Genomic DNA, 12,763 nt, shown 5'->3' with positions numbered 1-12,763 from the left:
CATTGACAGCGTATATAACGAAAGGCAATCTGCAAATTGCTACAGAACTTTATGAATTTGTTAACAAGGAAGCATTACCAGGCACGGGATTGAATCAAGAGAAGTTTTGGCAAGATTTTGATGAACTCGTTACCGATTTGGCACCTAAGAACAAAGCATTATTAGTTGAAAGAGAGAAAATGCAACAAAGAATAAATGACTGGCTTCAAACAAATGATTTTGAAGATCAAGAAGCGTATACGTCATTTTTAAAGGAGATTGGCTATCTAGAGCCAGAAGTGGATGATTTTACGATTACAACCGAAAATGTGGATGATACGATTACAAAGCAAGCAGGGCCGCAATTAGTTGTCCCTATTGATAATGAACGTTATGCGCTAAATGCTGCCAATGCGAGATGGGGGTCGCTTTACGACGCATTGTACGGTTCAGATGTGATCTCTGAAGAAGATGGCGCGGAAAAGGGGGCGTCATATAATCCCATTCGTGGGCAATGGGTAATAGAATTTGGAAAAAAATTTTTAAACGATCATTTCCCACTGCAAACAGGGTCTCATGCCGAAGTGACTCGGTATTTTGTAAGTGATGGGAATTTGCATATTAGCTTAGAAAATGGTGCAACAACGGCATTAAAACATACGGCGCAATTTGTTGGTTATCAAGGTGATGTAGCATTGCCAACAGCTATTCTTTTCGTTCATAACGGTTTACACGTTGAAGTGCAAATAGATCCGTCGCATCCAATAGGTAAAACGGATGTTGCTGGGGTAAAAGATATTGTATTAGAAGCAGCGACAACGACAATTATGGACTGTGAGGATTCTGTAGCTGCTGTGGATGCAGAAGATAAAACGCTTGTTTACCGAAATTGGTTAGGGTTAAATAAAGGTAACTTATCCGCTACATTCACCAAAGATGAAAAAGAAATCACCAGAACGTTGCATGCTGATCGTACGTATAAAGGTCCAAATGGAGAAGCGATTACATTGTCTGGACGAGTGCTGATGTTTGTGCGAAATGTAGGGCACTTAATGACAACGAATGTGATTCTCACGAAAAACGGAGAGGAAATTCCTGAGGGGATCATGGATGGTGTGTTCACTTCACTTATGGCAAAACACGATTTATTAGGAAGCGGGCGTTATCGAAATTCACAAGAAGGCTCGATTTATATTGTAAAGCCAAAAATGCATGGCTCAAAAGAAGTTGCATTTGCGAATGAATTGTTTCATCGAATTGAAGATATGTTAGATTTAGAACGATATACGATTAAAATCGGGGTTATGGATGAAGAACGAAGAACATCATTAAATTTAAAAAACTGTATTTATCAAGTAAAAGAACGCGTCGTATTTATTAATACGGGATTTTTAGATCGAACAGGTGATGAAATTCATACATCTATGGAAGCCGGTCCAATGATTCGTAAAGGGGAAATGAAGACATCGGCTTGGTTACAGGCATACGAAAAAAATAATGTGCAAACAGGGCTGCAAGCAGGGTTACAAGGGAAGGCGCAAATTGGTAAAGGAATGTGGGCGATGCCAGATTTAATGGCTGATATGCTTAAACAAAAAATTAGTCACCTTACAGCAGGTGGGAATACGGCTTGGGTACCGTCGCCAACAGCAGCGACATTACATGCATTGCATTATCATGAAGTGGACGTAAAAGCAGTTCAAGATCAGCTTGCCAAAGAGAAGCAAAGTTATCAGACTGATATGTTGCAAGTGCCAATTGCTAAGCAACCAAATTGGTCGCATGAGGAAATACAAAATGAGTTAGATAATAGCTGTCAAACATTGCTTGGCTATGTCGTTCGTTGGGTGGACCAAGGCGTAGGATGCTCGAAAGTTCCTGATATTCACCATATTGGTTTAATGGAGGATAGAGCAACGTTACGAATTTCCAGTCAAATGTTAGCTAATTGGTTGTATCATGGTGTTTGCACAGAAGAACAAATGATGGATTCCTTAAAAAGAATGGCAAAAATGGTAGATAAACAAAACGAAGGTGATAAAAATTATCGTTCGATGGCCCAGAATTTCGATCGTTCGATTGCCTTTCAAGCAGCTTGTGACCTTATATTTAAAGGAAAAGAACAGCCTAATGGATACACCGAGCCTATTTTGCACCGCAGACGTCTTGAAGTGAAACAAAACGAATTACTATCAAAACAATAAAGAAAAGGTTTTCATAAAGGGAGGAAAGGTGAATTTTTATCTTTCCTTTTTTCATGGTCTAGGAAATTATAAAATTTTGCAGCTGTGGATAAACTTACTAAGTTATTTAGCCACGTCCGGCTCCAGCGCCCAGCAACTAGGCGACTTCACGAATCGCCCTACGATAAGTCATCATTGGTTCGTGCAACACCGTCTCACCATGATTCCTAAAACTTTAGTTGCTTCGTTCCACTCGCTACGTTGCTAACCGGGCGCCCCGAGCCTTTGTTCCTATTTTACGGTTTATCGTATAAGTAAAAGCATCCCCTTTTCTAACTATAGAAAATTGGCTGGGAATGAAAGAACTGCATCTACGTATTTTTTCTTGCAGCAATTTTTTCGTAGCCTTGAATATGGAATAACCAATAAGAGGCAAAGAATAGAAATAGAAAGATAAAAAAGTCATAAAATGTGGACCAGTTTTTTGGATTGTAAAAATCTAATGCGTTGAAAAGGTTCATTCCTCCAAAAGCCGCAATAGCCGCAAAGATACTCCCTTTAATAAGGGCATTCGCTTTTGGTTTGATTTGCAACACAAACATAACAGCAACAGGAGCTAAAGCTAAATGATAAGGGAGAAAAAGAATCGGTGAGACGGGTGAAAATTTCATAGGATAAGACCATAATCCATAAGATAATGAGACTAAATCAATTATTAAAGATAGCGCAATGGTTAGAAAGGCGCAACCTAATAAACGTCCTGTGCTATGTTTAGTTCTAAATATAACCCAAAGTATCCAGGGAACGACAAATAAAATAATGCCTAGCCACCACTGCCATGAGAATAGAAAAGCTTGGAACACGGCATCTGTAATTATTCGATTAATTTCAATTAATTTTGCTGCTGCTGCATCTGATTGTACTAAACCCTCTTTGACTGTCATAGAATGCTCCTTATCATTTAAGCTGTTTTTATTATTTGTTTATAGAAAAAAAATATGTATGGGGAAGGAGAAGAGTCTCTTTTAATCAAGACTCCCAACTATCTCCAGCTGATTAAAGATTCGTTTTATCCGCTTTCTGCAATAATAGCTTCTTCTCCACGAATAAAAAACCATACAAAAAAAACCAACAAAAAACTAACGATACCCATGGTTATATAACTGAAATGAATATAGTGGCGCATTGCTAAAGATATAACTGGGGGACCTAAAGCGACACCGATAAAACGTGAAGAACTATAGAAAGCCGTGATCGTTCCTCGTTCTTCTTTATCAATTCCTTGGGTAATCAGTGCGTCTAATGTAGGCAGTACAGCGCCAATAGCAATTCCTAAAATAGAAGAAACACTTAACAATAGATACAAGTTATTACTTGAAAAGCCAATGAACACGACAGTTACTGCGACAATAGGCAAACTAATTAATAACACACGTTTCATCGTTGCTAAATCACCCTTTATTTTCCGACCAGTAATAAACGATGCGAGGCAAAGTCCAAACAATGGAATAGCTAATACCAACCCTTTTGTCACTCCAAATAGCTGATGCTGTTTTTCAAAGATATCAGAGAGAAAAAACAAAACACCGAATAGTATAAGCATGAAATGAATTCCAATTAAAAAAACGGTATATAGCCATTTACCTTCTGTTTTAAAGGTGTTTTTTGTTCTCTGGATAAATTTTCGCAGAGGTTCTACTTCGTCTGCTTGTTTTGGTACTTTAATAAAAAAATAAATGAGCACAGTAGAAATAATACTAAAAACAGAAATAGAGAAAAAAGGTATATACCATAAAAAAGCGGCAAATAGTGCGCCGAGTATAGGGCTTAGTACTTTTCCGAGCGTGTTAGATGTTTCAACAATACCTAAGCAAGCGCTTGTTTTCTCATCATCGCCTTTAAATAAATCTCCTACTAAAGGCAGTACAATAGGGAAGGCCCCGGCTGCTCCTATGCCTTGGAGAATACGACCAATAATAATCCATGTGAAAGGTTCTGTTAGTTTCCACGAGGCAAAACCGGCAATTAAACCACCAATAAAAGCGAAAATTAAGCTGATTAAAATAACGATTTTTCTACTGTAGCGATCCGATAAATAGCCTGCTACTGGAATAAGAAAAATGGCAGCTATCGAGTAGCTTGTTATGACCATACTTGATTGAAAGGAGGTAATACCTACTTCTTTTTCAAAAATTGGCAGTACAGGGATAAGCATTGAATTTCCTAGTGTCATTACAAGTGGTATGGAGGCAATGCTAATAATACTCCATGTTTTAGGTTGGTTTGTCATGATTACATGCTCCATTCATTGCACTTTTTCTCTTATCATGCCAAAAGCAAATTTTCTTATACAGAAAATACGTTGGAGCATATAGGTTATAAATCTTTCTAGAAATTGTTTCTAAAGTTGATGAAGTATAGAGAAGAGGGAGGAGAGTAAATAATTGTAGAGGCTTTTATCCCAAAAACAATGAATGGAATAAAAGCCTGTTGTCTAGAAAATTAGAAAAAAGTCACTTCCGGCCCCATTATCCAGCAACTAGGCGGAATCACGAAATCGCTCTACGATAAGTCATCATCGGTTCGTCGCTAAGAGGAAGGCTGACTAAAAACGGGCTTTCCCCCTGATGTCGGCATCCCCCTATTTTAGTGGCATGATTCCATTAAATTCGTTGATTCGTTCCAGTCGCTACGTTGCTAAACGGGCTCCCTGTGCCCTTTGTTCATACTTAGCTTATGCTCGAATAGCTAAAGGGAATCAGTTATATTTTTCAAAGCAGATTGATAAACACGAAAGTCAGCTTCGGAAAAGAGAACCATTTTAACTTGACCAAATGTAGCTGTCTGCAAATAGTTCGTAATTGCTCTTATAGCTATTTCTGCTGCTGCTTTAATAGGAAAACGAAATACACCAGTAGAAATAGATGGAAATGCAATGCTTGATAGATCAAGTTCTTTAGCAAGTTTGAGTGCTTGCCGGTAGCAGCTTGCTAACTGCTTGTCTTGATTTGGATGATGGGCATTCCAAATGGGTCCTACCGTATGGATTACATAGCTTGCAGGTAAATTATACCCAGCAGTTATGACAGCTTCTCCAGTTCCTAAAGGCTCGCCTTTTAGCTGTTCTTTACGGATCTTTCGACAAGCTTGCAATAATTCTGGTCCTGCTGCTTGATGAATTGCTCCATCAACACCACCGCCACCCATCAGCGAGCCATTTGCTGCATTAACGATTGCTTCTGTTTCTTCTTTCGTTATATCTCCAATGGTTAGCTCCAACCTATTTTCACCGATTATGATGTGCAACCCAACTCCCTCCTTTAAATAGAGAACTTCCACTTTTATTTTGGTTGAAAAAGACGGTATTGTCACCTAAGTGATCGCTTCATTTACATGATAAGTAAGTATAAGTAGATGAAGGCGTTTTATCGCCATAGCGACTTCGCGATGGCCATAGTTTTTCAAATTATAAAGCGTTGACAATAAACTATTACACGAAAATGTTTAATAGTAAGATGAAGATAAGACCACTTATAGAGATAACAGTTTCTAACATCGTCCACGTTAAAAATGTTTCTTTTATTGTTAAACCAAAGGACTCTTTAATAATCCAAAAGCCAGTATCATTGACATGTGATGCGATAAGACTACCAGCTCCTGTAGCTAATACCATTAGTGCCAAATTAACATCTGACCCTGCCATTAAAGGAATAACTAGCCCTGCTGTCGTTAATGCTGCGACGGTAGCTGACCCCTGAGCAATTCTTAAGACTGCTGCAATTAACCAAGCTAAAATAATAGGCGAGATGGAACTACCGTCAAATAAAACAGCAACATAATCGCCAACGCCACCATCAATTAAAACTTGTTTTAGAGCTCCACCTGCACCAATAATTAATAGCATCATCGCAATAGAGCGTATAGAACTTTCTGCAGCGCTCATTAGCTCTTTCATGGGAATATTACGTGCTAATCCCATCGTATAGATGGCTAATAAGACAGACAAAAGCATCACGGTCGTCGGCGAACCAAGCATTGAGAAAAAATCAAATATAAAACCTGATTTATCGCCTTGAAATAAAGAGATTATGGTAGATAGCATCATTAATAAAACTGGAAATAAAGCTGTAAATGCGCTAATACCAAACCCTGGTGTTTCTTCTAATTTAAATTGCTTCGCTTCTCCAATTTCTGCTAGGCTACCGCTTTCTAATTTATCAAAAGCAGAAGGAGCCCATTTTTTTGCAAATCTAGCAAAAAACGGTCCGGAAATGAATGTAGTTGGTATAGCGACAATGATTCCATAAAGTAAAACCATGCCTATATTTGCATTATATTCTTGTGCAATGACGGTTGGTCCCGGATGTGGTGGTAAAAAACCATGTGTGACAGACAATGCTGCCACCATTGGTAGACCAAGAGATAAGAAAGAAACCTTTGTTTGCTTGGCAATTTGATACACAATCGGAATAAGCAATACTAATCCCACTTCGAAAAATAATGCTATACCAAGAATGAAAGAAGCAATAACGACTGCCCATTGAATTTGTTTTTCGCCAAATTTTTCAATGAGTGTAATAGCAATCCGTTGGGCACCGCCTGCATTGGCTATTAACTTACCAAGTATTGCGCCTAATCCAAATACAAATGCGATACTTCCTAGCGTTCCTCCCATCCCGCTTTCAATAGATGCAACAATGTTTTTAAGAGGCATTCCTAGAGATAAGGCAATCAAAAAAGCAACGATAATTAAAGAGATAAAGGTATGTATATTCCATTTCATAATCAGTATCAGTAGTACGATAATTCCTAAAGCGACAATAAATAATGGCATAGATTTCTCCTTCTTTCTAGTTTAGTATAGGTATCTTCAAGTTTGCAGGAGATTAATGATGATGTTTTCTTTCTTTTTCAAGCATATGGTGCGTGTTGAAATTGTTTTCAATGGCTTTGGAAATAGAAACTTTATCCTTATCTTGAATCGATTTCAGCATGAGTTTATGATTTTGCACAATTCTATCAGCATCCTTTGGGGCGTCTTTAAACCTTCGCCTCATTGACAATAAAATAAAGCTTTCCATAGTTGGACGCATTTTTGACCACATTAGTAATATTCTCTTATGATTGATACATCGAACGATTGTTTCATGGAAATCCAAATCGTGAGCAGTTAAACTTTCAGCATCTTTAAATTTAACTGCAATATACATCATGTCGATAATTTTAATTAACTGTTGTTCGAGAGCATCCGTATCCAACTGAATGATGCGTTCAAGCACAAATTGTTCCATCATTTTTCTTATATCATAAAGCTCTTCAATGTCTTTATCTGAAAAGTCTAAGATGACAGCCCCCATCTTTTCAAGTTGAGTGAAACCTTCAGAAGCGAGAATTTTTAGAGCTTCTCGTACAGGAGACCGGCTCGTATCAAATTGTTTAGCAAGCTTATTTTCAGAAATTATGGTATCGCTTTCAATTTTCTTGGAAATAATTTGCATGCGAACTTCGGCGGCTATTTTCTCTCCCGTTGACAAGTTATGTAACCATTGCTCTGGATAAAGCGCATTCATTTTCATCCTCCTTATACGCGTTTGATAGTATACTTGTATACAAGTATACTATCAAACGTGCTCTGTATATGTAAAGGCTTTAATATCGTATTCTTAAAGAGACAGGATCATTTGTAACGATTAATCAATTCCAACACAAAAAAGTAATCCACCCTGCCGGCCAAGTAGGAAGTAGATTACTTTTTACTTCACACTATAAAAAAGTACAGAATTTTTAGGGCTTATATAGTGTCTCATCGCTGTGTGGGGTTTTGCATGCAAAATCCACTTTGTATCTAAGACGTTTTTAAAGCTTTCACACGTTCTAATTCTAAATCATGTTCTTTGTGTTTTTAACCCCCGATTCAACTAGTTTCTATAATGCTTTCACATCAAGCGTTTCAATAAACTGGACGAATGCTTTTACAATGTTTAGCTTTAACGTTTCTTCATGATAGTACATCCAAGTTTTTCTGGTCACGGATTCACCCGACGGTAAATGAATTGGTTTAATGAATAAATCGGTGTGCGGACGAACGACAAGATTGGCTATAACGGCATAACCAAGTCCATTAATGACCATTTCTTTACATGTTTCAACTTGATTGACTTGAATATTAATATTTGGATTTTGTTTATAGGTGCTATACCACCATTGATCGACAATACTTCTCATTTTCTCATCTGTATGGTAATCAATACGAGGTAAATGAGGAAGGTCCTCCCATTGGAAATCCCACGGAGAAGCAATACAAATCTCTTCTTCATATAGTAAATGTTTATTTTCATTCCACATATAATCACCTTTGATAAATCCAATATGTACATCATGATTTAAAATAAGGCGGTGCATTTCACTACTCCATCCTGTGACTACCTGAAATTCTACATCTGGGTAACTTTGCTTAAATAAACGTAATAATTTCGGCATTTTATTCAATGCGAAAAAATTTGATACGCCGACTCGAATCGTGCCAGCAAACTGATCTTTCATATTATGAAGCTGTTCTTCAATCCTTCTTTGTTCATACAGCATTTTTTGTGCGTGAAGAGCCAACTGTTCTCCTTCTGGTGTAAACGTAATCCCTCTCTGTTTACGTATGATAAGCTGGACATCATAATATGTTTCCATTTTTTTTAAACGAGATGTTAAGGTTGGTTGAGATAAAAACAGCCGTTGTGCAGCTTGTGTAATATTTTCCGTCCGATATAATTCCGCCAACATTTCCCAATCTTCCGTTCTCATTAAAAAACACCCCGTTTTCTTGTGTTTTGATATTGAAAAAATTTATGTCTAGTAATTAAAATTATATATTTTCCTAATCTTCAATTCAATTCTATAATATAAATAGAGAAAATAAAGAAAATTAACGAATAATTTTAAGGAGGATGTTTATGAGTACGAATCAGCAGTTTGTCCCTGGTTTAGATGGCGTTATTGCAGCAGAGACGGCTATATCATTTCTTGACACAGAACAAGAAAAAATCATTATTCGCGGGCATGAATTAATCGATTTGTCGCAAAATAATGACTATATTGATGTTGTGCATCTTTTGTTAGATGGTAAATTACCAACTGCTTCTAAAAAAACGGCTCTTGAAAAGAAGTTAACCTCTAATTACGATATACCAGATCAAGTGATGCAAATTTTATCTCTATTGCCAAAGCAAACACACCCGATGGATGGATTGCGGACAGGATTGTCAGCGCTTTCTGGATATGATGGAGATATAGATAATCGCTCTTTAGAAGCGAATAAAAGTAGAGCATATAAGCTATTAGGCAAGTTGCCAGCTATTACGGTAAATAGCTTTCGTCTAATTAATGGGCAAGAGGTTGTCAAACCGGATCCAACACTTTCTTACAGTGCAAATTTTTTATACATGATTACAGGGGAGAAACCAACAGCGTTTGAAGCGGAAATATTTGATCGTACATTACTACTTTATAGTGAGCACGAAATGCCAAATTCAACATTTACTGCTAGAGTTATCGCTTCGACAAATTCCGACCTTTATGGAGCCTTGACAGGGGGAGTTGCCTCCTTAAAAGGAAATTTACATGGTGGTGCGAATGAAGCGGTAATGTATATGTTAAATGAAGTGAAAACTGCCGCTGCTTTTGAAGAATTAATTCAAAGAAAGCTTATCAATAAAGAAAAAGTAATGGGCTTTGGGCACAGAGTGTACATGAAGAAGATGGATCCAAGAGCGTTAGTGCTGAAAGACGCTTTAAAGCAACTATGTGAGAAAAAAGGGGACTACACATTATTAGAAATGTGTGAAGCTGGAGAAAAAGTAATGCGAGAGGAAAAAGGTTTATATCCTAATCTCGATTATTATGCAGCACCTGTGTATTGGATGCTTGGCATTCCAATCGGTCTTTATACGCCGATTTTCTTTAGTGCACGTACAGCGGGATTAGTTGCACACGTCATAGAACAGCATAACAACAATCGCATTTTTCGTCCGCGTGTTCATTACATTGGAGAAAGTTATTAATCTAGATTGAAGGAGTGATCATGAATGGTACAAGTGAAAGATGAAAGAAAGACAGATCAACTATTAGAAGAAATAGCAGACTATGTATTAAATAAAGAAGTTACTAGTGAAGAAGCTTTTTCCACCGCACATTATGTGTTAATCGATACATTAGGTTGTGGGATATTAGCTCTTAATTATCCAGAATGTACGAAACATCTTGGGCCGATTGTACCCGGAACAGTAGTACCAAATGGCGTGCGCGTTCCTGGGACTTCCCATGTACTAGACCCTGTGCAAGGAGCGTTTAGTATTGGAGCGATGATTCGTTGGCTCGATTATAATGATACATGGCTTGCTGCAGAGTGGGGGCATCCATCTGATAATCTTGGGTCTATTTTAGCAGTGGCTGATTTTATTAGCCGCCGGAATATAGCGAACGGAAAAGAGCCGCTTAAGGTGAAAGATGTATTAGAGATGACAATTAAGGCACATGAAATTCAAGGAATTCTTGCTTTAGAGAACAGCTTGAATCGTGTCGGACTTGATCATGTTTTATTTGTGAAAATCGCCTCAACGGCTGTCGTAACGAAAATGCTTGGTGGTACGAAAGAAGAGATTATTCATGCATTATCCAATGCTTGGATTGATAATTCTAGTTTACGAACGTATCGTCATGCACCGAATACAGGATCTCGTAAATCTTGGGCTGCTGGTGATGCAACGAGCCGAGCTGTTCGATTAGCGTTAATGGCTTTAAAAGGGGAAATGGGTTACGCGACGGCGTTAAGTGCTCCAGGTTGGGGTTTTCAAGATGTGTTATTTAATAAACAAGAGCTTGTATTAAAACAGCCTTTAGATAGTTATGTCATGGAAAATGTACTTTTTAAAGTATCTTATCCTGCTGAATTCCATGCCCAAACAGCAGCAGAAGCGGCGATCGAGCTTCATCCTGAGATAAAGGACCGCTTAGATGAAATTGATCACATTACGATTTCTACCCATGAATCAGCAATTCGCATTATTGATAAAAAAGGACCGTTGTATAATCCAGCTGACCGTGATCATTGTTTGCAATATATAACAGCTATCGGTTTATTAAAAGGAAATATTGTGGCAGAAGATTATGAGGATGATGTTGCTGCTGACCCAAGAGTGGATATGTTGCGGGATAAAATGGTTGTTACAGAAAATAAAGCATACACAGAGGATTATTTAGATCCAAATAAACGTTCCATTGCAAATGCCGTTCAAGTTCATTTCAAAGATGGCACGCAAACAGCAGCAATTGAACGTGAATATCCATTAGGGCATCGTTTTCGCAGAGAAGAAGCAATTCCAAAGATATTAGACAAGTACGCAGCTAATTTGGCGACACAATTTGCTAGCAAACAGTTGCAGGAAATTGAAGCCATTAGTTATGATTATGGTAAGTTAGCGGAGATGGATGTAAACGAATTTATGGAATTATTTGCGAAGTAACGAGGAGGACATCAAAAGATGGCATGGATTGTCGATGAACCGAAAACACAAAAAGAGTTAGCAGAACAATTCAAAGAGCTCATATACGCAGAGGTGATTTTACAAATTCCTGGAGCCCATGACGCAATGGCAGCGCTCGTTGCTAAACAAACAGGTTTCAATGCGCTGTATCTATCTGGGGGGGCGTATACTGCTAGTAAAGGCTTACCAGATTTAGGAATGGTAACATCAACAGAAGTAGCTGACAGGGCTAGAGACTTAGTTCGGGCTACGAACTTACCAGCTTTAGTAGATATTGACACGGGTTTTGGCGGTGTGTTAAATGTAGCTCGGACAGCCCAGGAGATGTTTGAAGCGAATGTTGCTGCTGTACAAATAGAAGATCAGCAGCTACCAAAGAAATGCGGTCATTTGAACGGGAAACAGCTCGTCACAAAAGATGAGATGGAACAAAAGATTCAAGCAATTAAAAAAGTAGCTCCTTCGCTAGTAGTCGTTGCTCGGACGGATGCCCGAGCAAATGAAGGGTTAGACGCTGCCATTGAACGAGCGAATGCGTATGTAGCTGCTGGAGCAGAAGCGATTTTTCCCGAAGCGTTACAAACGGATGAAGAGTTCCAAGTGTTTGCTCAGAAGGTCAATGCGCCACTTTTAGCAAATATGACTGAATTTGGAAAAACACCCTATATCACTGCTGAAGAATTTCAGCGTATGGGCTTTAAAATGGTGATTTATCCAGTAACTTCTTTACGTGTTGCAGCTAAAGCATATGAACGAATCTTCAAGCTGATTAAAGAAGAAGGTACACAAAAAAATGGTGTTACAGATATGCAAACGAGAAAAGAACTATATGAAACCATTTCATATGATGACTTTGAAGCGTTAGATAAAAATATTGCGAAAACTGTGCTAGGAGAATAATTGAGAACAGGCTTTACTGTGTTAACAGTAGAGTCTGTTTTAGGTGCGCCCTGCATGGACGAAAACTTGGTGGTGAAAGTCCACTACAGGCTTGGCAGTAGGAACTGTTAGCGAAAGACAAGGTGGCTATCGCGAGGTAGTGGCTGAAGGAAGTCGGACGCAAACTCC

Annotated in this window: 10 protein-coding genes; 4 read left to right on the top strand and 6 right to left on the bottom strand. The window is 38.2% G+C overall.

Features of this window, described 5'->3' with window-relative positions:
- The first annotated feature begins 2 nt into the window (after positions 1-2).
- Positions 3-2,183 carry a malate synthase G gene (locus tag HLX49_RS09355; protein ID WP_101933504.1) on the top strand — a complete coding sequence of 727 codons (2,181 nt, stop codon included), beginning with the start codon at positions 3-5 and terminating at the stop codon, positions 2,181-2,183.
- A 350-nt stretch (positions 2,184-2,533) separates the two neighbouring features.
- Here HLX49_RS09355 and HLX49_RS09350 read toward each other — a convergent pair whose 3' ends face one another.
- The 6 genes from HLX49_RS09350 to HLX49_RS09325 all read right to left on the bottom strand — a co-directional run bounded on the left by HLX49_RS09350 (position 2,534) and on the right by HLX49_RS09325 (position 8,957).
- On the bottom strand, positions 2,534-3,106 hold the full coding sequence (locus HLX49_RS09350) for a CBO0543 family protein (protein WP_296361481.1): 573 nt from the start codon (positions 3,104-3,106) through the stop codon (positions 2,534-2,536).
- A 125-nt stretch (positions 3,107-3,231) separates the two neighbouring features.
- The gene (locus HLX49_RS09345; RefSeq protein ID WP_077702665.1) at positions 3,232-4,452 is read right to left on the bottom strand and encodes an MFS transporter; all 1,221 of its coding nucleotides are present in this window, start codon (positions 4,450-4,452) and stop codon (positions 3,232-3,234) included.
- Between the two features lie 458 nt (positions 4,453-4,910).
- Positions 4,911-5,468, bottom strand: coding sequence for an O-acetyl-ADP-ribose deacetylase (locus HLX49_RS09340; RefSeq protein WP_296361478.1), 558 nt, complete (start codon positions 5,466-5,468; stop codon positions 4,911-4,913).
- Between the two features lie 184 nt (positions 5,469-5,652).
- Positions 5,653-6,996: a gluconate:H+ symporter gene (locus HLX49_RS09335; protein WP_077702667.1), complete on the bottom strand. Its 1,344-nt coding sequence runs from the start codon at positions 6,994-6,996 to the stop codon at positions 5,653-5,655.
- Between the two features lie 52 nt (positions 6,997-7,048).
- Positions 7,049-7,732, bottom strand: a complete 684-nt coding sequence (locus HLX49_RS09330) for a GntR family transcriptional regulator (protein WP_296361474.1) — start codon at positions 7,730-7,732, stop codon at positions 7,049-7,051.
- 355 nt (positions 7,733-8,087) lie between these two features.
- Positions 8,088-8,957: a LysR family transcriptional regulator gene (locus tag HLX49_RS09325; protein WP_296361472.1), complete on the bottom strand. Its 870-nt coding sequence runs from the start codon at positions 8,955-8,957 to the stop codon at positions 8,088-8,090.
- 149 nt (positions 8,958-9,106) lie between these two features.
- Here HLX49_RS09325 and mmgD point away from each other — a divergent pair, with 149 nt between their 5' ends.
- From mmgD to prpB, 3 genes are read left to right on the top strand one after another with little or no spacing between them, the layout of a single operon-like run.
- Positions 9,107-10,213: a citrate synthase gene (mmgD, locus tag HLX49_RS09320; protein ID WP_077702670.1), complete on the top strand. Its 1,107-nt coding sequence runs from the start codon at positions 9,107-9,109 to the stop codon at positions 10,211-10,213.
- 24 nt (positions 10,214-10,237) lie between these two features.
- Positions 10,238-11,674, top strand: a complete 1,437-nt coding sequence (locus HLX49_RS09315) for a bifunctional 2-methylcitrate dehydratase/aconitate hydratase (RefSeq protein WP_077702671.1) — start codon at positions 10,238-10,240, stop codon at positions 11,672-11,674.
- 18 nt (positions 11,675-11,692) lie between these two features.
- Positions 11,693-12,595, top strand: coding sequence for a methylisocitrate lyase (gene prpB / locus HLX49_RS09310; RefSeq protein WP_296361467.1), 903 nt, complete (start codon positions 11,693-11,695; stop codon positions 12,593-12,595).
- Positions 12,596-12,763: the final 168 nt, after the last annotated feature.

It is taken from the genome of Virgibacillus sp. (assembly GCF_013393565.1).
In the GTDB taxonomy this organism is placed as follows: domain Bacteria; phylum Bacillota; class Bacilli; order Bacillales; family Amphibacillaceae; genus Virgibacillus; species Virgibacillus dokdonensis.
This window is presented reverse-complemented; position numbering and strand designations above follow the sequence as displayed.

Coding starts and splice junctions, on each gene's coding strand:
- HLX49_RS09350 (WP_296361481.1), bottom strand. CDS start 3,106: ATGACAGTCAAAGAGGGTTTAGTACAATCAGATGCAGCAGCAGCAAAA.
- HLX49_RS09345 (WP_077702665.1), bottom strand. CDS start 4,452: ATGACAAACCAACCTAAAACATGGAGTATTATTAGCATTGCCTCCATA.
- HLX49_RS09335 (WP_077702667.1), bottom strand. CDS start 6,996: ATGCCATTATTTATTGTCGCTTTAGGAATTATCGTACTACTGATACTG.
- HLX49_RS09330 (WP_296361474.1), bottom strand. CDS start 7,732: ATGAATGCGCTTTATCCAGAGCAATGGTTACATAACTTGTCAACGGGA.
- HLX49_RS09325 (WP_296361472.1), bottom strand. CDS start 8,957: ATGAGAACGGAAGATTGGGAAATGTTGGCGGAATTATATCGGACGGAA.
- mmgD (WP_077702670.1), top strand. CDS start 9,107: ATGAGTACGAATCAGCAGTTTGTCCCTGGTTTAGATGGCGTTATTGCA.
- HLX49_RS09315 (WP_077702671.1), top strand. CDS start 10,238: ATGGTACAAGTGAAAGATGAAAGAAAGACAGATCAACTATTAGAAGAA.
- prpB (WP_296361467.1), top strand. CDS start 11,693: ATGGCATGGATTGTCGATGAACCGAAAACACAAAAAGAGTTAGCAGAA.